At 56.0% G+C, this 22,954-nt stretch carries 27 protein-coding genes and 2 pseudogenes; 16 read left to right on the top strand and 13 right to left on the bottom strand.

Annotation, left to right across the window (positions count from 1 at the left end):
• Positions 1-122 precede the first annotated feature (122 nt).
• From EL098_RS13995 to mdtH, 7 genes are all read right to left on the bottom strand, one after another.
• The gene (locus EL098_RS13995) at positions 123-233 is read right to left on the bottom strand and encodes a DUF2770 family protein (protein ID WP_408609132.1); all 111 of its coding nucleotides are present in this window, start codon (positions 231-233) and stop codon (positions 123-125) included.
• Positions 234-282: 49 nt separating this feature from the next.
• Positions 283-1,404: an N-methyl-L-tryptophan oxidase gene (gene solA / locus EL098_RS13990; protein WP_126356824.1), complete on the bottom strand. Its 1,122-nt coding sequence runs from the start codon at positions 1,402-1,404 to the stop codon at positions 283-285.
• 277 nt (positions 1,405-1,681) lie between these two features.
• The gene (gene bssS / locus EL098_RS13985; protein ID WP_126358452.1) at positions 1,682-1,936 is read right to left on the bottom strand and encodes a biofilm formation regulator BssS; all 255 of its coding nucleotides are present in this window, start codon (positions 1,934-1,936) and stop codon (positions 1,682-1,684) included.
• 298 nt (positions 1,937-2,234) lie between these two features.
• Entirely contained in the window at positions 2,235-2,480 is a 246-nt protein-coding gene (gene dinI / locus EL098_RS13980; protein WP_126356823.1) for a DNA damage-inducible protein I, read from the bottom strand.
• 75 nt (positions 2,481-2,555) lie between these two features.
• The gene (gene pyrC / locus EL098_RS13975; RefSeq protein WP_126356822.1) at positions 2,556-3,602 is read right to left on the bottom strand and encodes a dihydroorotase; all 1,047 of its coding nucleotides are present in this window, start codon (positions 3,600-3,602) and stop codon (positions 2,556-2,558) included.
• A 145-nt stretch (positions 3,603-3,747) separates the two neighbouring features.
• Positions 3,748-4,308: a lipoprotein gene (locus EL098_RS13970; RefSeq protein ID WP_126356821.1), complete on the bottom strand. Its 561-nt coding sequence runs from the start codon at positions 4,306-4,308 to the stop codon at positions 3,748-3,750.
• A gap of 100 nt (positions 4,309-4,408) precedes the next feature.
• Positions 4,409-5,623: a multidrug efflux MFS transporter MdtH gene (mdtH, locus tag EL098_RS13965; protein WP_126356820.1), complete on the bottom strand. Its 1,215-nt coding sequence runs from the start codon at positions 5,621-5,623 to the stop codon at positions 4,409-4,411.
• 229 nt (positions 5,624-5,852) lie between these two features.
• On the opposite strand from mdtH, the gene rimJ reads away from it, so the two are divergent.
• The 5 genes and pseudogenes from rimJ to EL098_RS13940 all read left to right on the top strand — a co-directional run bounded on the left by rimJ (position 5,853) and on the right by EL098_RS13940 (position 10,230).
• Positions 5,853-6,443 (top strand): ribosomal protein S5-alanine N-acetyltransferase, encoded by a 591-nt coding sequence (gene rimJ / locus EL098_RS13960; RefSeq protein ID WP_126356819.1) that lies wholly within the window; start codon positions 5,853-5,855, stop codon positions 6,441-6,443.
• Between the two features lie 2 nt (positions 6,444-6,445).
• The gene (locus tag EL098_RS13955; protein ID WP_126356818.1) at positions 6,446-7,093 is read left to right on the top strand and encodes a YceH family protein; all 648 of its coding nucleotides are present in this window, start codon (positions 6,446-6,448) and stop codon (positions 7,091-7,093) included.
• Between the two features lie 2 nt (positions 7,094-7,095).
• Positions 7,096-8,019 (top strand): Gfo/Idh/MocA family protein, encoded by a 924-nt coding sequence (locus EL098_RS13950; protein WP_126356817.1) that lies wholly within the window; start codon positions 7,096-7,098, stop codon positions 8,017-8,019.
• Positions 8,020-8,132: 113 nt separating this feature from the next.
• Positions 8,133-9,668 (top strand): murein biosynthesis integral membrane protein MurJ, encoded by a 1,536-nt coding sequence (gene murJ, locus EL098_RS13945; RefSeq protein WP_126356816.1) that lies wholly within the window; start codon positions 8,133-8,135, stop codon positions 9,666-9,668.
• 78 nt (positions 9,669-9,746) lie between these two features.
• Positions 9,747-10,230, top strand: a pseudogene (locus EL098_RS13940) (cold shock domain-containing protein).
• 54 nt (positions 10,231-10,284) lie between these two features.
• On the opposite strand, the gene flgN reads toward EL098_RS13940, so the two are convergent.
• The 3 genes from flgN to flgA form a co-directional block, all read right to left on the bottom strand.
• Positions 10,285-10,710 (bottom strand): flagella biosynthesis chaperone FlgN, encoded by a 426-nt coding sequence (gene flgN / locus EL098_RS13935; RefSeq protein WP_126356815.1) that lies wholly within the window; start codon positions 10,708-10,710, stop codon positions 10,285-10,287.
• Positions 10,711-10,712: 2 nt separating this feature from the next.
• The gene (gene flgM, locus EL098_RS13930; RefSeq protein ID WP_126356814.1) at positions 10,713-11,006 is read right to left on the bottom strand and encodes a flagellar biosynthesis anti-sigma factor FlgM; all 294 of its coding nucleotides are present in this window, start codon (positions 11,004-11,006) and stop codon (positions 10,713-10,715) included.
• A gap of 95 nt (positions 11,007-11,101) precedes the next feature.
• Positions 11,102-11,761 carry a flagellar basal body P-ring formation chaperone FlgA gene (flgA, locus tag EL098_RS13925; protein ID WP_126356813.1) on the bottom strand — a complete coding sequence of 220 codons (660 nt, stop codon included), beginning with the start codon at positions 11,759-11,761 and terminating at the stop codon, positions 11,102-11,104.
• Positions 11,762-11,920: 159 nt separating this feature from the next.
• Between flgA and flgB the strand changes: the two genes are divergently transcribed.
• From flgB to flgL, 11 genes and pseudogenes are all read left to right on the top strand, one after another.
• Positions 11,921-12,331, top strand: a complete 411-nt coding sequence (gene flgB, locus EL098_RS13920; protein WP_126356812.1) for a flagellar basal body rod protein FlgB — start codon at positions 11,921-11,923, stop codon at positions 12,329-12,331.
• Between the two features lie 3 nt (positions 12,332-12,334).
• Positions 12,335-12,739 (top strand): flagellar basal body rod protein FlgC, encoded by a 405-nt coding sequence (gene flgC / locus EL098_RS13915; protein WP_126356811.1) that lies wholly within the window; start codon positions 12,335-12,337, stop codon positions 12,737-12,739.
• 11 nt (positions 12,740-12,750) lie between these two features.
• On the top strand, positions 12,751-13,449 hold the full coding sequence (flgD, locus tag EL098_RS13910; RefSeq protein WP_126356810.1) for a flagellar hook assembly protein FlgD: 699 nt from the start codon (positions 12,751-12,753) through the stop codon (positions 13,447-13,449).
• 26 nt (positions 13,450-13,475) lie between these two features.
• Complete coding sequence (gene flgE, locus EL098_RS13905; RefSeq protein WP_126356809.1) at positions 13,476-14,726, top strand: flagellar hook protein FlgE; 1,251 nt, start codon at positions 13,476-13,478, stop codon at positions 14,724-14,726.
• Positions 14,727-14,746: 20 nt separating this feature from the next.
• Positions 14,747-15,501 (top strand): annotated as a pseudogene (locus tag EL098_RS13900) (flagellar basal body rod protein FlgF).
• Between the two features lie 30 nt (positions 15,502-15,531).
• A complete protein-coding gene (gene flgG / locus EL098_RS13895; protein ID WP_126356808.1) occupies positions 15,532-16,314 on the top strand; it encodes a flagellar basal-body rod protein FlgG in 783 nt (260 codons plus the stop codon).
• Positions 16,315-16,369: 55 nt separating this feature from the next.
• Positions 16,370-17,065 (top strand): flagellar basal body L-ring protein FlgH, encoded by a 696-nt coding sequence (locus EL098_RS13890; RefSeq protein ID WP_126358451.1) that lies wholly within the window; start codon positions 16,370-16,372, stop codon positions 17,063-17,065.
• 12 nt (positions 17,066-17,077) lie between these two features.
• The gene (locus EL098_RS13885) at positions 17,078-18,175 is read left to right on the top strand and encodes a flagellar basal body P-ring protein FlgI (RefSeq protein ID WP_126356807.1); all 1,098 of its coding nucleotides are present in this window, start codon (positions 17,078-17,080) and stop codon (positions 18,173-18,175) included.
• Positions 18,175-19,119, top strand: coding sequence for a flagellar assembly peptidoglycan hydrolase FlgJ (flgJ, locus tag EL098_RS13880; protein WP_126356806.1), 945 nt, complete (start codon positions 18,175-18,177; stop codon positions 19,117-19,119). The genes EL098_RS13885 and flgJ overlap by 1 nt, the downstream gene beginning before the upstream one ends.
• Positions 19,120-19,194: 75 nt before the next feature.
• Positions 19,195-20,850: a flagellar hook-associated protein FlgK gene (gene flgK / locus EL098_RS13875; RefSeq protein ID WP_126356805.1), complete on the top strand. Its 1,656-nt coding sequence runs from the start codon at positions 19,195-19,197 to the stop codon at positions 20,848-20,850.
• A 14-nt stretch (positions 20,851-20,864) separates the two neighbouring features.
• On the top strand, positions 20,865-21,833 hold the full coding sequence (gene flgL, locus EL098_RS13870) for a flagellar hook-associated protein FlgL (protein WP_126356804.1): 969 nt from the start codon (positions 20,865-20,867) through the stop codon (positions 21,831-21,833).
• A gap of 84 nt (positions 21,834-21,917) precedes the next feature.
• On the opposite strand, the gene EL098_RS13865 is transcribed toward flgL, so the two are convergent.
• Genes EL098_RS13865 through EL098_RS13855 form a run of 3 tightly spaced genes read right to left on the bottom strand, consistent with a single transcriptional unit; the run spans position 21,918 to position 22,802 of the window.
• Positions 21,918-22,100, bottom strand: a complete 183-nt coding sequence (locus EL098_RS13865; RefSeq protein ID WP_126356803.1) for a DUF1869 domain-containing protein — start codon at positions 22,098-22,100, stop codon at positions 21,918-21,920.
• Positions 22,100-22,456: a DUF1971 domain-containing protein gene (locus EL098_RS13860; protein WP_126356802.1), complete on the bottom strand. Its 357-nt coding sequence runs from the start codon at positions 22,454-22,456 to the stop codon at positions 22,100-22,102. Before EL098_RS13860 ends, EL098_RS13865 begins: the two co-directional genes overlap by 1 nt.
• A 19-nt stretch (positions 22,457-22,475) precedes the next feature.
• Positions 22,476-22,802 carry a DUF1971 domain-containing protein gene (locus tag EL098_RS13855; RefSeq protein WP_126356801.1) on the bottom strand — a complete coding sequence of 109 codons (327 nt, stop codon included), beginning with the start codon at positions 22,800-22,802 and terminating at the stop codon, positions 22,476-22,478.
• Between the last annotated feature and the right edge of the window lie 152 nt (positions 22,803-22,954).

The following is a 22,954-nucleotide window of genomic DNA, read 5'->3' as shown; positions in this document are numbered from 1 at the left end:
GAGGCGAAGAAATTGGGTGATTTAATGATGTGCGATATTTATTCGGCGTGAATTATTTTCCAGGAAACTATATTTAATTATTTTTTCGTCAATATTTGTCAATATAACCCGAGGAAAAATAATTAAAGGAAATAGATATAAGCGACATCCAATAGTGCAAGAATTACCCAGAGAATGAGATATAAAATAAAATGCTCACGGATATTATGGGTTAAAAATTGAATAAAACGCATCATCTCAGCCCCGGTGTAAAGGTGGCGGAGAGGCCCGCCACCGCGGAGTTTACGCCTTTTTGAAACGAGAAAGTGCGAACGGGGACAAATCAAACGAAGGTTTTTGACCCAGAGCAAACTGGCAGGCAATTTCGCCCAGCACCGAGGCGAATTTAAAGCCGTGCCCGCTCAGCCCCGTGATGATCAGGGTGTTGTCGTGGCCCGGCAGGGTATCGATGATGAAATCTTCATCCGGCGAATTGTCGTAGGTGCAGGCTTTGCCGTGCAGGCAGCAGCCAATGCCCGGTAAAAACTCACGCAGGAAGGGAAACACCTCCGAGCCGTCGCTGGCGACAGCGCCAAAGGGTTTACGCTGTTCGGGCGCGTCGATAAGCTGCCCGCCGTTATGCTTACCGAGCTTGAGTTCATTATCCTCCGCCGGGAAGCCGTAATACTGGTCTCCGTTGGGGGTTTCGGCGGTAAAGGCCGGGAATTTGTTGTTCTCACTGTAGCGGCCGTCGGCCTGATGCCAGGCAAAAATTTTGCGTACCGGCGTTATCGGGAGCGACGGCAGCAGTTTACTCACCCAGCTGCCGGCGCTAACCAGCAGTTTGCTTCCGTGGTACTCACCCTCTTCGGTGACTACCGTCACGCCTTCCTCGCCGTGGTGGATGTCCGTCACCCTGCAGTTAAACAGCTGCGCGCTACCGCCTTGTTTGGCGAGGTTGATGTACGTCTCAATGGCCAGCTCGCTTTTCAGCACGCCTGAAGCCGGTTCAAAAAGGCCAACGTAGTTTTCCGGTACCGCAATCTCCGGCCAGCGTGCGGCAATGGCGGCCGCGTCCAGCGTTTCGACCTGCAGAGAAAATTTTTCCGCGCTGGAGGCTACGTTGCGAATGAAGGGGGAGTCGGCTGGCCCAAGGTTGATAACCCCGGTGCGATGGAATAGATTTTCTCCGCTGCTTTCTGCCAACGCATCCCACAGTTTCTGCGCGCGGAGCACCAGCGGGACATATTTCTCACCTTCACCGTAAGCGTGGCGCATCAGACGAGTATCGCCGTGGTGGCTGCCCTGATCGTGAGGAGGGTGGCCGCTGTCAATCATCAGAACCTTCAGGCCTGAGTGTGCGGCATAGCAGCCAGCAGCGGCACCGACGGAACCGCTGCCGACAATAATGAGGTCGTAGTTCATAAGCTTTTCTCTGTGGAAAATTATCTGTAGCAGGGTAATTAATTCACCCGGATGATGCAATTGACGGCGGCGCTTTAAATAAAAAAGGCACCCCTTTGGGTGCCTGAGACGGCTGACAAAGTTCATTGATTTAAAAAAACCGTACGTCGGTCTAATAAAAGCGATGAATCATGACCTCTGGTTTGCCCCAAACAGCCGAAAACCACGTTTTTCGGCTGTTTGTTATAGAATTAAGGCACCCCATTGGGTGCCTGTGGTTATTGTTAAGCATGGGGGGTCAATGCTTGCGATAATCGCTTTCCTGGTAATCACCGGATTCAATTTTGGCGATTCCGGCCTCAAGTATCGAAATAAATTGCCGGGCGACATCGGTGGTCAGCCAGAGCGTCTGGCCGATCTCGGTTTCATCGTGCTTCTGATTATTGGATGTCAGGTAGTGCAGGCGCAGCATCATAGCGTCGTAGCTGTCGACGGTGCTGATGTCCCATCCGACGAGGGGATGAGTCTGAATAACATCACTATTTTTTTCCATCATAACCCCTTTTATACGTGTTTAAAGACAACGGCTAGCGAGGTTCATGCGTGATTTATCGTGAAGCGACTTAAGTATATCAATAATACGCAGGGGAGTGGGGCGAAATAATTACCTGTAACACTTTTTCGCCATCATTTAGGAAAAGTGAGCAATAAATCGACAGGCTATTCTGAATAGAGAGAAAGAAAAGAGGAAGATGAGACCAGGGAGATTAAAAAATAATCAGGTTTAACGCAGAGGGAGAAAAAAACCGGATGGCGACACCCGGCAAAAAGTACCAACATACTTGAGGGTATTAGTCGGCAGAGAACCAATCGTCAGCGCTTTCCCAGGTTTCCTGGAGGATCTCGCTGATTCGCGTTTTATCTTCTTTAGCACCGCCCAGCACCGAGAGGTTGTTGCCGGAGGCGTAACGCACCTGGACTTCGCTGCTGGTGTCGGGGAAATGCTGATTGATACGGCGGGAAAGCTCACCGGCAAGGGCGTCGATAGCCCCGGGTGGCAACGGTGTGGTTTTGGCTATAGTCACTTCAATACGCATAACGACCCCCTGTACAATATACTGGTTATTTATACAGGTTAACTTTCCAGTAAGCAACAGGGGGCGTTGAAAAATTTAGCCTTTAACCGACCAGAGCACCTCTTCTCCGGCAAGGAACGGGACGATGCTGTCGTCGCCGACTTCAATCAGCTCCGGCATTTTCTCGGCAACGCGAACCAGCTCGATACTTTCTTCATTCACCGGCAGGCCGTAGAAGCGCGGGCCGTTCAGGGAGGTGAAGGCTTCGAAGTGCTGCAGCGCGTTCATCTCTTCAAACACCGTTGCGTAGGCGCCCAGCGCGGACGGCGCGTTAAAGCAGCCTGCGCAGCCGCAGCTTGCCTCTTTACGGTGACGGGAATGCGGCGCAGAGTCGGTGCCGAGGAATACGCGATCGCAGCCGCTGGCGACCAGCTGGCGCAGCGCCTCCTGGTGAACGCTGCGCTTAAGGATAGGCAGACAGTAAAGGTGAGGGCGAATGCCGCCAACCAGCATATGGTTACGGTTAAACATCAGGTGCTGAGGGGTAATCGTTGCGCCAATCAGCGAGTTACCGTCCTGTACATACTGGGCGGCGTCTTTGGTGGTGATGTGTTCAAAGACGACCTTAAGCTCTGGTAGCTCACGGCGCAGCGGCTCCATAACGGTTTCAATGAAGCGCGCCTCGCGGTCGAAAATATCGATATCAGCGTGGGTGACTTCGCCGTGTACCAGCAGGGGCATGCCCATTTTTTGCATACGCTCAAGCACCGGCATGATGGCGGCCGTGCTGGTCACGCCGTGGGCGGAGTTGGTTGTCGCATTAGCCGGGTAGAGCTTTGCGGCGGTGAACACGCCTTCATTAAAACCGCGCTCGATTTCGTCAGGGTCGAGCGTGTCGGTCAGGTAGCAGGTCATCAGCGGTTCAAACTTTTGACCGGCCGGTACGGCATCCAGAATGCGCTGGCGGTAGGCAATAGCCGCTTCCACGCTGGTGACAGGAGGCACAAGATTGGGCATCACAATCGCACGGCCATACGTCTGGCTGGTGTAAGGCACCACGGTTTTCAGCATATCACCATCGCGAAGGTGGATATGCCAGTCATCTGGGCGGCGGATTTTTAATACCTGAGGTAATGCGGTCATGAATGTGCTCCGGCGTGAGAGGGAAAATCAGTCATCAAGGGCTGGTTTTATGCCGGGCACTAAGGATAAGGGGAAACGTTATCGTTTGCACCACTTATGTTGTACAAAACTCTCAGAGCAGAAAACTGCCCTGAGAGCGGGGCCGTCAGTCAGTTAAAGGAATGATGATTTCCCCAGGCTTCACTTCAATGCCTTTGGCAAATTTTTTCGCCAGTGATTCGCCTTTGCTGCGATCTTCACTCAGCACATAGGCAGGCTGCTGATTGAAGTAGCTACGCAGCGACTGGTTCAGGTAAGGCACGATGGTCTGCAGAACGGCCTGCATTTTTTGCGGTTCAACCTGAGCGTCCACCACCTCCATTTCCTGCAGGTAGATAGCGCCCTGTTCCTTGTTGAATACCGGCAGCGCTTTAAGCTTCAGTTTCAAGGTCGCCTTTTGGTTTCCAAACAGCGAGGTCATGTCCAGATTGGCGTCGCCGGTCAGGGTGATTTTATTGGGCTCTTCCCGTCCAATCTGGCTGACTAAGTTGGTTAAGACGACGTGCGCATCCGCCACGCCGGGCAGGCCAATGTCTTTTGCGAAGTTATTGTGTTTTTCCAGCGACTGGTTGATCTCCTGTTCACTCACGCTGTACTGCGTTAACTGGTTGCATCCTGATAGCAGGCCGCTGAGCATCAATGCTGCGGCAAAAACAAGCTTCTTCATAGGCTTCCTCAAAATAGCGGCTCCATTGCCGTGCCTTGCGCTAATCAGCATAATGCGGCACGGCGGGAGCGGCTACAGGAAAAAGATGAAAGCGGAGGATTTACCCCTGACTACCGGGCTCGAACATCGTCGGTTCAACCGGCTTAAGGCTAAACTGCCACCACAGGGCGGCGAGGGTAATACAGCCGATAATACCGAGCATGGCCCAGGGCAGTTCGGGCTGCTGCAGAGCCTTACCTGCGTCAAACAGCCAGCCGCCGCCGGTATAGCCCAGCGCGCCGCCCAACGATAAGCCTAATCGGCTAAAGCCCATGTAGCTGCCGCGGGCGCGGGCGTCGGCAAGCGAGGCGCTCAGCGTTTCTCTTGCGGGTTCCGCAATAATCGAGCCGATATAGAAAGTGCAAATCAGGGCGAAAAGCTGCTGCAGGCTTGAGGCAAGACCAATAGGCATCAGGCTTACCGTCATCAGCACCAGGCCGGCCATCAGCCGTTGCTCAAGGCGAAAGCGCTTTTCGCTCCAGCGGGCGATAGGGTAGAGCAGCGTCAGCGAAAGCGCCGCTTCAATGGCGTACATCCATTTAACCGCCGAGGCTGTACCGGCAAGGTCGTTAACCATCAACGGCAGCATCAGCATGACCTGCACCGCCAGCATATAATAGCCTGTCAGCGTCAGGACATAGGTAATAAAGCGTTTGTCACGGAACACGCGCCCCATGCCTTCGCGCATCGGCGTGCGGATAGTCGAAAGCTTGTAGGCAGGAAGCAGCCAGGCGTTAAGCGCCGCGCACAGCACGAACATCACCGCGCCCACGGCGCACACCAGGCGGAAATCGTACTGCAGCAGCCAGCTTCCCAGCAGGGCGCCGATCACCGCGCCGGCGCTGTCCTGCATCATCAGTATCGAGAAGAAGCGGCCCCGGTGCTGAGGACGCACCAGCTTGACCACCAGCGCCGAGCGGGGAGGATCAAACAGCGTACCGCCGATGGCGGAAAGCAGGCAGGAGAGCCACAGCATCCAGGGTTCAGTGGCGATGCCCATGGTGGCGAACCCGGCGGCTCGCAGCAGCATCCCGGTGACGATCATCGGTTTAGCCCCCAGCCGGTCGGCAATCGCGCCGCCGAAGACGCCCAGCCCCTGCTGAATAAACTGTCGCAGACCCAGGGCTATGCCCACCATCAATGCGGCCCAGCCCAGCTGGTCAACGAAGCGGATGGAAATCAAAGGGAAGACAACGAAAAAGCCCAATACCACTAACATGTTATCAAGCAGCAGGAAATATTTACCCAGGCTCCTCGCCTGCGCCACCCGCGACATCTCCCCTCCAGGGAACTTTTTTAAACGCGACAGGGACTTATTCTCGCCTGCCGCTCAGGTTTTTGACACAAGGTGCAGGACAATATTTTTTTATCGTTCAACGAGTTTGATTCAAAGCTTTAATCGAAAAAAGTGATGTCGCTTCATGTTGTTGTTTTCACTCGGCGGCCAGGCACAGGTATAGTAATCAGATAAGCCCCGTTAATCGGGATCAAGGAGTGGGATAAACATGTTTGGCTACCGCAATAATGCACCGAAAGTTCGCCTGGTGACCGACAGACTGGTGGTGCGTCTGGTTTATGAGCGAGATGCCTGGCGTATGGCGGATTACTACACCGAAAATCGCCAATTTCTGAAACCCTGGGAGCCCATTCGGGATGAAAGCTACTGCTATCCATCAGGCTGGCAGGCAAGACTGGGCATGATAAATGAAATGCACAAGCAGGGGAGCGCGTACTACTTCGCGCTGCTGGATCCGGAAGAAAAAGAGGTCATCGGCGTGGCTAACTTTTCCAACGTCGTGCGCGGCGCCTTCCATGCCTGCTACCTCGGTTACTCCATCGGCGAAAAGTGGCAGGGCCAGGGGCTAATGTATGAGGCCCTGACCAGCTCTATTCGCTTCATGCAGCGCAGCCAGAACGTCCACCGTATTATGGCCAACTACATGCCGCACAATCAGCGAAGCGGCGATCTGCTGGCGCGACTGGGCTTCGAAAAAGAGGGCTACGCAAAGGATTATTTGCTGATTGATGGCGTATGGCGGGATCACGTTCTCACCGCGCTCGTTAACAAAGACTGGACCCCAGGTCGTGGAGTTTAAAAATGAAATATCAGCTAACGGCGGTTGAAGCCCGCGTGATAGGCAGCCTGCTGGAAAAACAGATCACTACGCCAGAGCAGTATCCCATGTCGGTCAATGGCGTGGTGACTGCCTGTAACCAGAAAACTAACCGTGAGCCGGTGATGGAGCTGAAAGAGCACGAAGTTCAGGACACGCTGGATGCGCTGGTGAAAAATCATTATCTGCGCACCGTCAGCGGGTTTGGCAACCGAGTGACGAAATATGAGCACCGCTTTTGCAACTCTGAGTTTGGCAATTTGAAGCTGACGCCGGCGGAAGTGGCCGTGGTCACGACTTTGCTGCTGCGCGGGGCGCAAACGCCCGGTGAGCTGCGCAGCCGGGCAGGGAGAATGTTCGAGTTCACCGATATGGCTCAGTTGGAAGCGACGCTGGAAGGGCTAGCGGGTCGCGAAGACGGGCCATTTGTTGTTCGTCTGCCGCGCGAGCCGGGCAAACGTGAAAGCCGTTATATGCACCTCTTTAGCGGAGAGGTCGATTTTGCTGCGGCGGCAGAGCAAAGCGTGAGCCAGGGCGCGGATTCGCTTAATGCCAGGGTGGACGCGCTGGAGGCTGAAGTCGCCGAACTTAAACAGCGTCTGGATTCCTTGCTCGCGCATTTGGGAGATTAACGATGACCAAATTACGTATTGGCGTTGTGGGGCTGGGTGGGATCGCGCAGAAAGCCTGGCTTCCGGTCCTGGGAGCATCCAACGACTGGTCGCTGGTGGGCGCATTTTCACCGACCAAAGCGAAAGCGCTGCCGGTGTGTGAAACCTGGCGAATTCCCTATGTTGACTCACTGAGCAACCTGGCGGCCCAGTGCGACGCCGTGTTTGTCCATAGCGCTACCAGCTCGCACTATGCGGTGGTGAATGAGCTGCTTAGCGCGGGCGTGAACGTCTGCGTGGATAAACCTTTAGCGGAGAATCTGGCCGATGCTGAAAAGCTGGTTGAGCTGGCTGAACGTAAAAAGCGTACGCTGATGGTGGGCTTTAACCGTCGTTTTGCACCGCGTTATCAGCAATTAAAAGAAAAGCTGTCCGCAGGAGCGTCCCTGCGTATGGATAAACATCGCAGCGATAGCGTTGGCCCTAACGATCTGCGCTTCACGCTGCTGGATGACTATCTCCACGTAGTGGATACCGCGCTGTGGCTTGGCGGCGGCTCTGCCCAGCTGCAAAGCGGGACGCTGCAGACCAACGAACTTGGGCAGATGCTCTATGCCGAGCACCATTTCAGCCAGGGTAATCTGAGCGTGACGACCAGCATGCATCGCCGCGCCGGGAGCCAGCGCGAGTGGGTTCAGGCGGTGACGGACGGCGGACTTTATGAAGTGACCGACATGCGTCAGTGGCGTGAAGAGTGCGGGGCAGGCGTGGTAGAGCAGCCGATTCCCGGCTGGCAAACCACGCTGGAACAGCGCGGCTTTGCAGGCTGCGCCCACCACTTTATCGACTGCGTGGCGAATCAGACGGTTCCTGAAACGTCCGGTGAACAGGCTCTGCTGGCGCAGCGCGTGGTGGAGAAGCTCTGGCGCGAGGCGATCAGCGAATAAGCTGTAACAGATCACGGTAGCAATTCGGCCCCGTATCGGTAGACTATGCCGACTTGTCATCATCCATGGACGCCTGCATTGCAGGCGTTCATGTTTGTGGAATAACAGAATAAATGAACCTATTAAAATCGCTGGCGGCCGTCAGCTCGATGACCATGTTTTCTCGCGTGCTTGGCTTTGCGCGCGACGCCATTGTGGCGAGGGTATTTGGGGCAGGAATGGCAACGGATGCCTTCTTCGTGGCGTTCAAGCTGCCCAACCTGCTGCGCCGTATCTTTGCCGAGGGCGCATTCTCCCAGGCGTTTGTCCCTATCCTTGCTGAATACAAAAGCAAGCAGGGCGAAGATGCCACTCGCGTTTTTGTTGCCTACGTATCGGGGCTGTTGACCCTGGCGCTGGCGCTGGTGACCGTGCTCGGTATGATCGCTGCTCCGTGGGTTATTCTGGTTACTGCGCCGGGCTTTGCCGACACTGCGGATAAATTTGCGCTGACCTCGAGCCTGCTGCGCATTACCTTCCCCTATATTCTGCTTATTTCGCTGGCGTCGCTGGTAGGGGCGATCCTTAATACCTGGAACCGTTTCTCTGTTCCGGCGTTTGCCCCGACGTTCCTCAACCTGAGCATGATTGGTTTTGCGCTGTTTGCCGCGCCGCACTTCAACCCGCCGATTCTGGCGCTGGCCTGGGCGGTGACGGTAGGTGGCGTGCTGCAGCTGGCCTATCAGCTGCCGCACCTGAAGAAAATCGGTATGCTGGTGCTGCCGCGTATCAGCTTCAAAGACGCCGGTGCGATGCGGGTTATCAGGCAGATGGGCCCGGCGATCCTCGGCGTTTCCGTCAGCCAGATTTCGCTGATCATCAATACCATTTTTGCCTCTTTTCTGGTGTCCGGCTCGGTCTCCTGGATGTATTATGCCGACCGCCTGATGGAGTTTCCGTCCGGGGTGCTGGGCGTGGCGCTGGGGACGATTCTGCTGCCGTCGCTGGCAAAAAGCTTTGCCACCGGCAACCACGATGAGTATTCCCGCCTGATGGACTGGGGTCTGCGGCTTTGCTTCCTGCTGGCGCTGCCGAGCGCCGTGGCGTTGGGGATCCTGGCCAAACCGTTAACCGTTTCTCTATTCCAGTACGGTAAATTCTCTGCGTTTGATGCCCTGATGACCCAGCGGGCGCTGGTCGCCTACTCGGTCGGCCTGATGGGGCTTATCGTGGTTAAGGTGCTGGCCCCGGGCTTCTATTCCCGCCAGGACATTAAAACGCCGGTTAAAATTGCCATCGTGACGCTGATTTTGACGCAGCTAATGAACCTGGCGTTTATTGGCCCGCTAAAACACGCCGGGCTTTCCTTGTCGATTGGTCTGGGCGCCTGCATAAACGCCTCGCTGCTTTACTGGCAACTGCGCAAGCAGGATATCTTCAAGCCGCAGGCGGGCTGGACGCCGTTCCTGCTGCGTCTGGTTGTGGCGGTGCTGGTGATGTCGGCAGTGCTGGTGGGGCTGATGTACGTCATGCCGGCCTGGGATCTGGGCAATATGCCTTACCGCCTGCTGCGGCTGATGGCTATCGTGATGGCGGGTGTTGCGGCCTATTTTGCCACGCTGCTGCTGTTGGGCTTCAGGCTGAAAGACTTCGCCCGCCGCACGCTTTGATTTTTTTCTGGGTGGATGACGCTTTTGTCAGGCCACCCTATTCTTTATATGTTGAAGGGTTAATTAGGTGACAGAGCGATGAGAGGAATAATCACAACCTGGTTCGAAGAGAAAGGCTTCGGATTTATCAAAGATGAAAACGGCGAGAACCGTTACTTCCATGTGATTAAAGTCGCCAATCCGGAGCTTATCAAAAAGGACGCGTCGGTGACCTTCGAACCGGGAACCAATAATAAAGGGCTGTCGGCTTTTGCCGTGAAGGTTGAGCCGGAGAGCAAACATATCTTTATTGCGGGGGAGCGTCTGAAGATCACCTCGATCAAATCTTTCGTGGTGTACAGCGAAGAGCAGCCGGCGGACGGCAAGATCGACAAAGAAAACGCGGTGCTGTCGGTGGGGCTGCTGATGAACAGCATTCGCCCGAAGGCAGAGAAAAAAGAGGGGGAAATGCGCACGGTGAAAAAAACTGGCCGTGACCACCTTCCAGGGTGAGACGCACCTCTTCTCAGAGGATGAGATTGATATCGACGCTACGGTAAAAGTGTTGAAATCGCTGAAATAAACAACCTGCTGGTCAAGGAGAGTGTTGACCAGCAGCTTTTATCAGGTGGGAAAATCAGATAGTGATTTTTTTGCCGCCGCGGTTGCCCTGCGACGTTGCCTGCCCATCGGCACCATAGAAGTCCGGCGCCTGATGCGGTTTTAACACCGCAATAGCCTGCTCATTGCGAGCCATCTGATCGTCCAGTAACCAGCCATTGTGCTGATTTATGTTACGCAGATGCAGGGTCTTTTGCGTAATCGTCTGCCAGCGCTGGCTGACGTCCAGGCTGGTTACCGCGCCAGCGTTTTGCTCCGTGCGGCGCTGCTGCTCCAGGTAGTCCAGCGTAGCCAGCAGCGAGCTTTTATCTTCGGTTATACGTTGCAGCGCATTGCTGTTTATCTGGCCTGCGGACAGTTGCAGCTGCTCAGCGTCCATCACCTCTTTCAGTGAATTCAGCACCGCGGTCATTTGGTCCAGCACTTCTAACAGACGACTCACCGTTATTTACTCGACAAATAGCTTTGCGCTTCCTGGATCAGCGCATCGGCGATCTTGCCGGTATCCATCTTCAGGTCGCCGTTACGAATAGCCGTCTTCAGCGCTTCAACGCGTTCCATATTGATATCGCCGCTGCCTGGCTGCATCAGTTTAGCCTGCGCATCGCTCAACTTCACGCTGGTGCTGTTGGCGGTGGTGGATTTTTCCAGACGGTTTTTCAGCGTCTGCGGATCGCTTGTTTCACGCGGTTGTACGGTGCTTACCGGTTTCAGTGGCGACGTGCGATCAATGCTCATTATTCTCTCCTCATCGAGGGGCTCGCGGCGTAATAGCCGGTCAGTATTATTTGTTGAGAGTACTATCGGCAGTCGCCGCGGAATCTTTAAAAAGATTATAGATTAATCAGAATATTCCCATCAGCATCCACCTTGCCGCTAACCACCTGCCCTGAGGACATGCGAACTCGGGCATTTTGCGCAACCGCTGCGTTGTTCAACGCCTTGCCTTCGCCGTTGACGCTAAAGCCTTCCCCGGAGGCAATAACCTGAACCTGCTGACCGGCTTTCACGCGCCACGCCTGGCGCACCATCGACTGAACGATGGGCTGTCCGGGGGCGATATCCCGAAGCGTTACCGCCTCGGTCGTCTGATCGAGACTCATCATAGTGCGTGGTGGGAGCTGGTCAAGACGACCCCGCTTTAGCGCTACGCTGCCGGGGTCGATTCTTGCGCCGCGCGCGATGACCCGGCTGGCGACGACGTACTCCCCCGTGGCGATGACCTGAAGCTGAACGAAGCGTTTATCGCTGCCGCAGCGCGCCATCACGCTGACGTTGCCCCACAGTTTTGCGTTGCCTGGCGTTGAAAATTCGGGCTGAGGGCAGGTGGGAAGCTGACCGTCCGGCGTTTTCACCTTGACGCTAACGTCGTCGCTTATTCCCGCCAGGCGCTGCTGGAAATACTGAGTCAGGGGCAGGTCGAGCGTTCCCGCCAGGGCCAGCTGGCTGACCAGCAAACTGGCCACGCCGCTCCAGATTTTCAGGCTTCTCATCGCGCTTCTCCGTTCTCAGGTTGCGGTGATTTTAACCGCGAGTCGTTTCGATCAAGGCGATAAATAGCGACGTATTTTGTGCTTATTCCACCCATCGCGTCCGCGTAAGGCGCTTTAAGCTTTCAGACGATTCCTAATTCTATGGACCATGGAGGAAGCATGCTCGATAAACTGGACGCCGCACTGCGATTTCAACAGGAAGCGCTAAATTTGCGTGCCCAGCGTCAAGAGATCCTGGCCGCGAATATTGCCAATGCCGACACGCCGGGCTTTCAGGCGCGCGATATCGACTTTGCCAGCGAAATGAAAAAGGTGATGGATCGCGGACGTGTTGAAGGCGGCGGCATGTCGCTTGCGCTGACGTCAGCACGCCATATTCCGGCACAGACCCACTCCACGCCATCGCTCGATCTCCTCTACCGCGTACCTGACCAGCCTGCCATGGACGGTAACACCGTCGATATGGACCGCGAGCGTACGCAGTTTGCCGATAACAGCCTGAATTACCAAACCAACCTCACGGTGCTTGGCGGGCAAATCAAAAGCATGATGTCGGTGCTACAGGGATAATCGATGGCCTTACTCAATATTTTTGACATCGCCGGTTCGGCGATGACCGCCCAGTCCAAGCGCATGAACGTCGCGGCGAGTAACCTCGCCAACGCCGACAGCGTGACCGGACCTGACGGGCAGCCTTACCGCGCAAAACAGGTCGTTTTCCAGGTGGATGCTGCGCCGGGCGCGGCGACCGGCGGCGTGAAGGTGACCAACGTGGTGGAGAGCGATGCGCCGGACAAGCTGGTTTTCCAGCCGGGCAACCCGCTTGCCGATGCCCGCGGCTACGTGCGTATGCCTAACGTAGACGTTGTCGGGGAGATGGTAAACAGCATGTCCGCCTCCCGCAGCTACCAGGCGAACGTCGAGGTGCTTAACACCGTGAAGGGCATGATGATGAAAACGCTCACTCTCGGTCAGTAAAAGGAGCCTATATGTCCATTGCAGTCAAAACGACCGATCCGACCAACAATGTTGATCCCACGGCTGGCGCATCGAAAAACAGCCTGACGGGCAACAGCGCGGCAGACCTGCAGGGAAGCTTCTTGACCCTGCTGGTGGCGCAGTTAAAAAACCAGGATCCCACCAACCCAATGCAGAACAACGAACTGACCACGCAGCTTGCGCAGATCAGTACCGTTAGCGGCATCGAAAAACTCAATACCACGCTGGGCTCGGTCTCCGGCCAGCTCAACCAGAACCAGTCTCTGCAGGCCAGCGCCCTGATTGGCCACGGCGTCATGATCCCGGGCAGCAAAGTGCTGGCGGGCACGGACTCGAAAACCAACACCATCAGCACTACGCCGTTTGGCGTTGAGCTGCAGCAGGCGGCGGATAAAGTCACGGCAACTATCTCTGATAAAGACGGCAAAGTGGTCCGTACTATCGAGATTGGCGGGCTTAGCGCCGGGGTGCATACCTTTACCTGGGACGGCAGCGCCAACGACGGCACCAACGTGCCTGACGGCTCTTATACCGTGGCAATCAATGCCACCAACGGCGGGACGCAGCTGGTGGCTCAGCCGCTGAACTTCGCCATGGTGAGCGGCGTTATCAACAGCAAAGATGGCGCGAAGCTGGATCTCGGGACCTACGGTTCCACCACCCTTGATGCAATCAGGCAAATTATTTAAGCCTACAACCTTAGCAGGAGTAAGACATGGCGTTTTCTCAAGCGGTCAGCGGCTTGAATGCTGCGGCCACCAACCTGGACGTGATTGGTAACAACATTGCCAACTCCGCGACCTACGGTTTTAAATCCGGCTCGGTCTCTTTTGCCGACATGTTTGCAGGCTCTAAAGTGGGCCTGGGCGTTAAAGTGGCGGGCGTGACCCAGAACTTTGCCGATGGTACAACCACCAGTACAGGCCGCGGCCTGGACGTGGCGATTAGCCAGAACGGCTTCTTCCGCCTGGTAGACAGCTCCGGTTCCGTTTTCTATAGCCGCAACGGACAGTTCAAGCTGGATGAAAACCGCAACCTGGTGAACATGCAGGGCCTGCAGCTGACCGGCTACCCGGCTACCGGCACTCCACCGACCATCCAGCAGGGCGCCAACCCGGTAGGCCTGTCTGTGCCGAATACGCTGATGGCGGCGAAGAGCACCACCACCGCGTCTCAACAGATCAACCTGAACTCCACTGATAAAGTGCCGACCACCACGCCTTTCGATCCGACCAAAGCGGACAGCTACAACAAGAAGGGCACGGTCACAGTCTTCGACAGCCAGGGTAACGCCCATGGCATGGATATTTATTACGTCAAGAGCGCGGACAATACCTGGGCTGTATACACCAAGGACTCCTCCGTTGCGAATTCGACGGCGACTGCCGCCGGGTTTATGCGTTTCGACAACAACGGCAACCTGCAGGGGATTACCGCAGGGGCTGCCGATCCGATTCCAAACCCGAATACGCTGCCAACCAGCATTAACGTGACGACCGGCGTAACCAACGGCGCAACGGCGGCCAACTTCGCGCTGAGCTTCCAGAACTCGATGCAGCAGAACACCGGCGCTAACAACATCGTCGCGACCAATCAGAACGGCTATAAGCCGGGTGACCTGGTCTCCTACCAGATTAACGATGATGGCACCGTGGTCGGGAATTACTCCAACGAGCAAACCCAGCTGCTGGGTCAAATCGTGCTGTCCAACTTTGCTAACCCTGAAGGTTTGCAATCCCAGGGCGATAACGTCTGGACCGCAAGTAACTCTTCCGGCGTTGCGCTGCTTGGCCTCGCGGGTACCGGTAACTTCGGCACGCTGACCAGCGGTGCGCTGGAGTCATCAAACGTGGATCTGAGTAAAGAACTGGTGAGCATGATCGTCGCGCAGCGTAACTATCAGTCGAACGCGCAGACCATCAAAACCCAGGATCAGATCCTCAATACCCTGGTTAACCTGCGCTAAGCGCCTGACGGGACGGCTTAATGGATCACGCAATCTACACCGCCATGGGCGCTGCCAGCCAAACGCTGAATCAACAATCAGTGACGGCAGGCAACCTGGCAAATGCTTCCACTCCGGGCTTCCGTGCGCAGCTTAACGCTTTGCGTGCGGTGCCGGTTGAAGGGCTTTCTCTGCCAACCCGCACCCTCGTCATCGCCTCGACGCCCGGGGCCGATATGACGCCGGGCCAACTGGACTACACCTCGCGCCCGATGGACGTGGCTCTGCAGCAGGATGGCTGGCTGGCGGTGCAGACGCAGGACGGCGGCGAAGCCTATACCCGCAACGGCAATATTCAGGTAAGCCCGCCGGTCAGTTGACCATCGGCGGCCGCCCTGTGATTGGCGACGGTGGCCCGATTGCGGTGCCGGAAGGTTCGCAGGTCACTATCGCGGCGGACGGGACCATCTCCGCCCTGAACCCCGGCGACCCGCCGAACACCGTGTCGCCCATTGGCCAACTAAAGCTGGTGAAAGCCACGCAGCAGGAGGTCGTGCGCGGCGATGACGGGCTGTTCCGCCTAAACGCCACCGCTCAGGCCACTCGCGGTGCGGTAGCTCAGGCTGACCCTACCATTAAAGTGATGTCCGGCGTACTGGAAGGCAGCAACGTGAAACCGGCGGAAGCGATGGCGGACATGATCGCTAACGCCCGTCGTTTTGAGATGCAGATGAAAGTTATCTCCAACGTTGATGATAATGAACAGCGCGCGAATACGCTGCTGCAAATGACCTGACGACCGGCTTACTTACTACAGGATTAAACGATGATCAGTTCTTTATGGATCGCCAAAACGGGTCTTGATGCACAGCAAACCAATATGGATGTGATTGCCAACAACCTGGCAAACGTCTCCACCAATGGTTTCAAGCGTCAACGCGCCGTGTTTGAAGATTTACTTTACCAAACCATTCGCCAGCCAGGCGCTCAGTCTTCCGAGCAAACCACGCTCCCGTCCGGTTTGCAGATTGGTACCGGCGTTCGCCCGGTTGCCACCGAGCGTCTGCACAGCCAGGGCAACCTGTCTAAAACGGACAACAGCAAGGATGTGGCGATTAAAGGCGAAGGCTTCTTCCAGGTCTTACTCCCGGACGGCACCTCCGCTTACACCCGCGATGGTTCTTTCCAGGTTGACCAGAATGGCCAGCTGGTCACGGCGGGCGGTTTTCAGGTGCAGCCGGCAATTACCGTACCGGCAAACGCGCTGAGCCTGACTATCGGGCGTGACGGCGTGGTGAGCGCAACCTTACAGGGGCAGGCCGCGCCGGTGCAGGTTGGCCAGCTTAACCTGACGACCTTTGTGAACGATACCGGTCTGGAAAGTATCGGTGAAAACCTTTACACCGAAACCCAGGCATCCGGTGCGCCAAACGATTCCACGCCGGGATTGAACGGCGCTGGTTTGCTGTATCAGGGCTACGTTGAGACTTCAAACGTTAACGTTGCTGAGGAGCTGGTGAACATGATCCAGGTTCAGCGCGCATACGAAATCAACAGCAAAGCGGTCTCCACGACCGACCAGATGCTGCAAAAACTGACGCAAATGTAAGGCGTGTGCCGGCGCGTGAAAACGCGTCGGCTGCCGTGACCTGAAGATGAAAGCAATGCAAAACCCAATGGTGCTCCGTCCTGTTGTCCTGAGTCTGGTGTTTGCCGTGAGCGGCTGCGCCCTTGTGCCAAGTAAACCGCTGGTGGAAGGTGCGACCACCGCCCAGCCGGTTCCTGGCCCTTCGCCGGCGATCAACGGGTCAATTTTCCAGACCGCACAGCCGATGAACTACGGCTATCAGCCGCTGTTTGAAGACCGTCGCCCGCGTAATATCGGCGACACCTTAACTATCCAGCTTCAGGAAAACGTTAGCGCCAGCAAGAGCTCCTCTGCGAATGCCAGCCGCGACGGCAAATCGGCCCTCGGCTTCGACACGGTCCCGACTTTTGCTTCAGGGCTATTGGGAGGCGGGAAAGCTGACCTGAGCGCTTCCGGCAGCAACGGCTTTAACGGTAAAGGCGGCGCCAACGCCAGTAACACTTTTAGCGGCACCCTGACGGTCACCGTCGATCAGGTGCTGGCCAACGGAAACCTACACGTCGTAGGTGAGAAACAGATTGCCATCAACCAGGGGACGGAGTTTATCCGCTTCTCTGGCGTAGTGAACCCGCGCACCATCAGCGGCAGCAACACCGTTGCATCGACCCAGGTGGCGGATGCCCGAATTGAGTATGTCGGTAACGGCTACATTAATGAAGCGCAGAACATGGGCTGGCTGCAGCGCTTCTTCCTTAACGTATCGCCGATGTAAGCGAGGAGTACCATGGTTAAATATTTACTTGGGCTGGTAGTCCTGCTGGCGACAACTTATGCCTCAGCCGACCGCATCCGCGACCTGACAACCGTTCAGGGCGTGCGTGAAAACTCCTTGATAGGTTACGGCCTTGTCGTCGGACTGGACGGTACCGGTGACCAGACGACGCAGACGCCGTTTACTACTCAGAGCCTGAGCAACATGCTCTCTCAGCTGGGTATCACCGTGCCAACCGGCACCAACATGCAGCTGAAAAACGTGGCGGCGGTTATGGTTACCGCAAAATACCCGGCATTCGCGCGAGCGGGACAGAACATTGACGTTGTCGTCTCCTCAATGGGTAACGCCAAGAGCCTGCGCGGCGGGACGCTGTTAATGACGCCGCTTAAGGGCGTGGATAACCAGGTTTATGCCCTGGCGCAGGGTAACGTGCTGGTTGGTGGGGCAGGCGCGGCTGCCGGCGGAAGCAGCGTGCAGGTGAACCAGCTTAACGGCGGGCGTATTACCGGCGGCGCGGTCATTGAGCGTGAGCTGGCCGGTACCTTCGGCAACGGCAATACCCTTAATCTGCAGCTTAACGATGACGATTTCAGCCTGGCGCAGCAGATTACCGATACCATCAACCGCTCTCGCGGCTTTGGTAGCGCAACGGCGCTGGATGGCCGCACGATTCAGATACGCGTGCCCAGCGGCGGCAGCTCGCAGGTTCGCCTGCTGGCGGATATTCAGAACCTTGAGGTGAATATGCCGGTTCAGGATGCTCGCGTGGTGATTAACTCCCGTACGGGCTCAGTCGTAATGAACCGTGAAGTCACGCTGGATAACTGTGCCGTCGCGCAGGGCAATCTGTCCGTTACGGTGAACCGTCAAAACCAGGTCAGCCAGCCTAATACGCCATTTGGCGGCGGTCAGACCGTGGTGACTCCGCAAACCCAGATTGACCTGCGTCAGAGCGGTGGCTCGGTGCAGCGCGTTAACGCCAGCGCCAACCTGAATAACGTGGTGCGTGCGCTGAACGCTCTGGGTGCTTCGCCCATCGATCTGATGTCTATCCTGCAATCCATGCAAAGCGCGGGCTGCCTGCGCGCGAAACTGGAAATCATCTGATGCTTACCGATGCCCGCTCACTGGCTAATGCCGCTTTTGACGCTAACTCGCTGAATGATTTGAAGGCGAAGGCAGGACAGGATCCGAAAGGCAACCTGAAAGAGGTCGCGCATCAGGTAGAGGGGATGTTCGTCCAGATGATGCTGAAAAGCATGCGTGAGGCGCTGCCGAAAGACGGAATTTTCAGCAGCGAATCCACACGCATGTACACCAGCATGTATGACCAGCAGATTGCCCAGCAGCTCAGCGCAAAAGGGCTGGGGCTGGCGGATGCGATGGTTAAGCAAATGAGCGGTGAGCAGGCCGAGCCGTCAGAGACGGCGGGGCAGGTGCCGCTGAAGCTCGACCCGCAAACCATCACCAGCTACCAGAACCAGACCCTGACGCAGATGGTGCGTCAGGCCGTGCCGCGTGCGCCTTCTAACGAGGAGCCGCTGAGCGGAGACAGCAAGGACTTCCTGGCGCAGCTCTCGCTGCCTGCCCGTCTGGCGAGTGAGGCGAGCGGGATTCCGCATCACCTGATTCTTGCCCAGGCGGCGCTCGAGTCCGGCTGGGGGCAGCGACAGATTCGCACGGAAAAAGGCGAGCCGAGCTTTAACCTGTTTGGCGTCAAAGCGACGCCGGGCTGGAAAGGGCCGACCACTGAAATTACCACCACCGAGTTTGAGAACGGTGAGGCTAAGAAGGTGAAAGCGAAATTCCGTGTGTACAGTTCATACCTTGAAGCGCTCTCGGACTACGTTGGGCTGCTGACAAAAAATCCACGCTATGCCGCCGTCACCAACGCGGCCTCCGCGGAGCAGGGCGCACAGGCGCTGCAAAACGCCGGTTACGCAACGGATCCTAACTACGCCCGCAAGCTGACCGGCATGATCCAGCAGCTGAAATCTATGAGCGACAAGGTCTCCAAAGCCTACAGCACTGATTTGTCAAATTTGTTCTGAAGAGACTCAAGTCCCCCGGCCTGCTGCCGATAATAAATAGCAGAACCTTTGACCACACGCTATCAAGGAACCTTCATGTCCAATAGCCTGATTAACAGCGCCATGAGTGGCCTGAGTGCTGCCCAGTCGGCATTAAGCACCGTCGGTAATAATATTTCGAACTACAACGTTAACGGCTATACCCGCCAGACGACCATCCTGTCTCAGTCAAAAAGCACCCTGAGCGGGGGCGGCTATATAGGCAATGGCGTGTATGTTAACGGCATACAGCGTGAATACGATTCCTTTATCACCAACCAGCTGCGTGCGGCACAAACGCAGAGCAGCGGGCTGTCGACGCAGTACCAGCAGATGTCAAAAATTGACAACATTCTGTCCGGGACCACCAACTCGCTGTCAAAAACCATGCAGGACTTTTTCTCCGGCCTGCAGACCCTGACCAGCAACGCACAGGATCCGGCGGCACGTCAGGCCCTGCTGGGGAAAGCGGACGGTCTGGTAAACCAGTTTAAGGTCACCGATCAATATCTGCGCGATCAGGATAAGCAGGTCAACCTCTCCATCAGCAGCAGCGTCGATCAGATCAACACCTACGCTAAGCAGATTGCGAACCTCAACGACCAGATTTCTCGCCTGAAAGGCGTAGGCGCGGGCTCTTCGCCGAATGACCTGCTGGACCAGCGCGACCAGCTCGTCAGCCAGCTTAATCAAATTGTCGGCGTCGAAGTCAGCGTCCAGGATGGCGGCACCTATAACGTATCAATCGGCAATGGCCTCTCCCTGGTGCAGGGCGATACTGCTAACCAGCTCGCTGCGGTTAACTCCAGCGCCGATCCGTCGCGCACGACCGTGGCGTTTGTCGATCCTGTCGCCGGTAAAGTCGAAATTCCGGAAAGCCAGCTGAGCTCCGGCTCCCTGGGCGGCCTGTTTACCTTCCGCTCGCAGGATCTGGATAGCGCACGTAACCGTCTCGGCCAGATGGCCCAGGCTTTTGCATCATCCTTAAACAGCCAGCATACCCAGGGCTATGACGCCAACGGGGATAAAGGCACCAATCTGTTTACGATTGGCGGCCCAACCGTGCTGAGCAACAGCCGTAACACCAGCGGCACCCAGCTTACGGCGAACATCACTGACAGTAAGCAGGTGCAGGCCAGCGACTATAAGGTTGAGTTTGTGAGCGGCAGCTGGAAAGTGACCCGCCTGTCAGACAATACCAGCGTCAATCCGGGAACCAGCACCGACGCCAGCGGCAACGTGAGCCTGAACTTTGATGGGCTGAAAGTTGGCGTGAGCGGTACGCCTGCCAACAATGAAAGCTTTACCGTAAAACCCGTTTCCGATGCCGTGGTCAACATGAACCTGGCCATCAAGGACGAGGCAAAGCTGGCGCTGGCGAGCGATCCTACCGCGGGCAAGAGCGATAACCGCAACGCCCAGGCAATGCTTGACCTGCAAAACGCGAAGCAGATCGAAGGCAATAAGAGCTTTAACGATGCCTACGCGACCCTGATCAGCGATGTGGGGAATAAAACGGCCAGCCTGAAAGTGACCAGCACCACCCAGGACAACGTCGTGACGCAGCTAACGAAGCAGCAGCAGTCTATCTCCGGCGTAAACCTCGACGAAGAGTATGGCAATTTGCAGCGTTACCAGCAGTACTACATGGCTAACGCCCAGGTCCTGCAGACGGCATCGACGCTGTTTGATGCCTTGCTGAACATTCGCTAAAGGGAGCCAGCGCTATGCGTATCAGTACCCAAATGTTGTATGACCAGAATATGCGCGGCATCAGTGACGCGCAGAGTTTATGGATGAATTATGGCGAGCAGATGAGCACCGGCAACCGCGTGAACCGCCCGTCGGATGACCCGATTGCGGCTTCTCAGGCGGTAGTGCTCTCCCAGGCTCAGTCGATGAATGACCAGTACAAGTTGGCGCGTACCTTTGCCAATCAGAAGGTTTCTCTGGAAGAGAGCGTGCTTCAGCAGGTTACGTCATCTATTACGACGGCTCAGGAGAAGGTGGTTAAGGCGGGCAGTAGCGGTACGCTGAGCGACGATGACCGTGCCTCGCTGGGCACGGAACTTGAAGGCATACGTAACCAAATCCTTAACCTCGCTAACAGCACTGACGGCAATGGTCGCTATATTTTTGCCGGTTATAAAACTGAAGCGGCGCCGTTCAGCGGCGGCGCCGGTACCATCGCCTATAACGGCGGGACGATCCCGATTACCCAGCAGGTGGACTCGGCGCGGACTATGACCATCGGCCATACCGGCGATGAGGTTTTCAACCATATCTCCAGCAACGCGACGCCAGAGCCAGATGGCTCGCCGAGCGAAACGAACATCTTCAATATGCTGGATTCCGCTATCAAGGCACTGAAGACGCCAACCGCGGGGCTGGATGACGCAGGTAAAAAAGCGCTTGATGATGCTGTCGCAAAAACAAACCGTGGCCTGAGTAACGCGCTGAGCAATGTGTCGACCGTGCGTGCAGAGCTGGGTACTCAGCTCAATGAGTTGAGCAAACTGGATGATTTAGGCAGCGAGCGGGCGCTGGCGCAGACCGATCAAATGAGTCAGCTGGTGGGTGCAGACTGGACCGCCACCGTCTCTAACTATGTGCAGCAGCAGGCAGCATTGCAGGCTTCTTATAAGGTGTTCACCGATATGCAGGGGATGTCGCTGTTCCAGCTGAACGGTCGATAGCCTTTACCGATTTGGGCGCGTTATGAAACTGAACGCGCTTTATATGCCCGCTTCCGCACCCCGGAGCGGGCTTTTTTTTAAGTTTCACCAGCCGCAAACGTCGTGTTCATCTTCCGTGTCATAGGCGCGTACGGTATTAACCAGCTCTTTGACCACTTCAGCGGCGACGTCAGGGATAAGCAGCGTCATTGGAGTTTCGGTCTCATAATCAACCGAGACGCCGTTGCTGTTGTTGGTGACGCTGACGGTATAGGTTGCTTTGCCCATTATGCGTTCCTTTGGCTGTTCACCACTTTGCCCAGGCCGATGCCTTCCAGTTTTGCATCAGGGGCGGCAAAGAAGTCGATATTGAAATAGGTGTCGTCGGTCAGCAGCTCAATACGGTGCCATTTCTGAGGTGGGGAGATAGCAAAGGCCCCGGCCTCGATAACAATTTCCACATCGGGGATCGTGGCATCCGCGTCCGGGAAGCCAAAATATTTCACCGCACCCTGCATCACGGAGAGTCGACCAAAAACGCCGGCTTTGGTGTTGTGGTGGTTGAATAAGGCGGCAGGTGCGGTCTCTTTGGTCCAGAACGGCGTTGCACGGGTATGCAGATAAGATTGTGGAATGGTCAGCATAATAAGATTCCTTCTGTCGTTACATTGAGCGGAGGACTTCCGGGGCGACAAAAAAGTCGATATTGAACACGGCATCGTCGGTGATGAGCTCCAGATGATGCCATTTCTCCGGCGGAAAGACGCCGAAGTGACCCGCTTCTATAATCAGCTCTGTTTCCGGCTCCGGCGTTGTGGCATCGGCATAGCCCAGATAGCGGACTTTACCTCGCATTACGCTCAGGCGTGGATAAACGCCCTGGCGGGTGCCTTTATCGAGATGACGTTGAAAAAGGCCTGCCGGAGCAGACGCTTTGTCCCAGAAAGGGGACGAGCGGGTGTGTATGCAGTTGGCGGGGATCGGGAGCATGGTGTTTCTCCTCAATGGGGTATGCAAGTATTACATCATACAAATGGTCGTGGCGTTTATCATAATGTGCATTTTAAATGCATCTTTAAGGGGTAGATCTCTACTTCGTTATAAGTATCTGACGGCGGGCAAAAAAAAAGCCGGTCAGCAGA

This window comes from Cedecea lapagei (genome assembly GCF_900635955.1).
Lineage (GTDB): Bacteria > Pseudomonadota > Gammaproteobacteria > Enterobacterales > Enterobacteriaceae > Cedecea > Cedecea lapagei.
Note: the sequence above shows the minus strand (reverse complement) of the source record. Positions and strands in the feature narration are given on the sequence as shown.

What these genes read in the sequence shown, in the direction of transcription:
- EL098_RS13950 (WP_126356817.1), top strand. Translation starts at nt 7,096, where the DNA reads ATGACCAAATTACGTATTGGCGTTGTGGGGCTGGGTGGGATCGCGCAG.
- dinI (WP_126356823.1), bottom strand. Translation starts at nt 2,480, where the DNA reads ATGCGTATTGAAGTGACTATAGCCAAAACCACACCGTTGCCACCCGGG.
- flgK (WP_126356805.1), top strand. Translation starts at nt 19,195, where the DNA reads ATGTCCAATAGCCTGATTAACAGCGCCATGAGTGGCCTGAGTGCTGCC.
- rimJ (WP_126356819.1), top strand. Translation starts at nt 5,853, where the DNA reads ATGTTTGGCTACCGCAATAATGCACCGAAAGTTCGCCTGGTGACCGAC.
- EL098_RS13860 (WP_126356802.1), bottom strand. Translation starts at nt 22,456, where the DNA reads ATGCTGACCATTCCACAATCTTATCTGCATACCCGTGCAACGCCGTTC.
- EL098_RS13865 (WP_126356803.1), bottom strand. Translation starts at nt 22,100, where the DNA reads ATGGGCAAAGCAACCTATACCGTCAGCGTCACCAACAACAGCAACGGC.
- EL098_RS13855 (WP_126356801.1), bottom strand. Translation starts at nt 22,802, where the DNA reads ATGCTCCCGATCCCCGCCAACTGCATACACACCCGCTCGTCCCCTTTC.
- flgA (WP_126356813.1), bottom strand. Translation starts at nt 11,761, where the DNA reads ATGAGAAGCCTGAAAATCTGGAGCGGCGTGGCCAGTTTGCTGGTCAGC.
- flgJ (WP_126356806.1), top strand. Translation starts at nt 18,175, where the DNA reads ATGCTTACCGATGCCCGCTCACTGGCTAATGCCGCTTTTGACGCTAAC.
- EL098_RS13955 (WP_126356818.1), top strand. Translation starts at nt 6,446, where the DNA reads ATGAAATATCAGCTAACGGCGGTTGAAGCCCGCGTGATAGGCAGCCTG.
- flgD (WP_126356810.1), top strand. Translation starts at nt 12,751, where the DNA reads ATGTCCATTGCAGTCAAAACGACCGATCCGACCAACAATGTTGATCCC.
- mdtH (WP_126356820.1), bottom strand. Translation starts at nt 5,623, where the DNA reads ATGTCGCGGGTGGCGCAGGCGAGGAGCCTGGGTAAATATTTCCTGCTG.
- pyrC (WP_126356822.1), bottom strand. Translation starts at nt 3,602, where the DNA reads ATGACCGCATTACCTCAGGTATTAAAAATCCGCCGCCCAGATGACTGG.
- murJ (WP_126356816.1), top strand. Translation starts at nt 8,133, where the DNA reads ATGAACCTATTAAAATCGCTGGCGGCCGTCAGCTCGATGACCATGTTT.
- flgE (WP_126356809.1), top strand. Translation starts at nt 13,476, where the DNA reads ATGGCGTTTTCTCAAGCGGTCAGCGGCTTGAATGCTGCGGCCACCAAC.
- flgM (WP_126356814.1), bottom strand. Translation starts at nt 11,006, where the DNA reads ATGAGCATTGATCGCACGTCGCCACTGAAACCGGTAAGCACCGTACAA.
- flgB (WP_126356812.1), top strand. Translation starts at nt 11,921, where the DNA reads ATGCTCGATAAACTGGACGCCGCACTGCGATTTCAACAGGAAGCGCTA.
- flgL (WP_126356804.1), top strand. Translation starts at nt 20,865, where the DNA reads ATGCGTATCAGTACCCAAATGTTGTATGACCAGAATATGCGCGGCATC.
- EL098_RS13885 (WP_126356807.1), top strand. Translation starts at nt 17,078, where the DNA reads ATGGTTAAATATTTACTTGGGCTGGTAGTCCTGCTGGCGACAACTTAT.
- flgG (WP_126356808.1), top strand. Translation starts at nt 15,532, where the DNA reads ATGATCAGTTCTTTATGGATCGCCAAAACGGGTCTTGATGCACAGCAA.
- EL098_RS13890 (WP_126358451.1), top strand. Translation starts at nt 16,370, where the DNA reads ATGCAAAACCCAATGGTGCTCCGTCCTGTTGTCCTGAGTCTGGTGTTT.
- bssS (WP_126358452.1), bottom strand. Translation starts at nt 1,936, where the DNA reads ATGGAAAAAAATAGTGATGTTATTCAGACTCATCCCCTCGTCGGATGG.
- EL098_RS13970 (WP_126356821.1), bottom strand. Translation starts at nt 4,308, where the DNA reads ATGAAGAAGCTTGTTTTTGCCGCAGCATTGATGCTCAGCGGCCTGCTA.
- solA (WP_126356824.1), bottom strand. Translation starts at nt 1,404, where the DNA reads ATGAACTACGACCTCATTATTGTCGGCAGCGGTTCCGTCGGTGCCGCT.
- flgC (WP_126356811.1), top strand. Translation starts at nt 12,335, where the DNA reads ATGGCCTTACTCAATATTTTTGACATCGCCGGTTCGGCGATGACCGCC.
- EL098_RS13995 (WP_408609132.1), bottom strand. Translation starts at nt 233, where the DNA reads ATGCGTTTTATTCAATTTTTAACCCATAATATCCGTGAGCATTTTATT.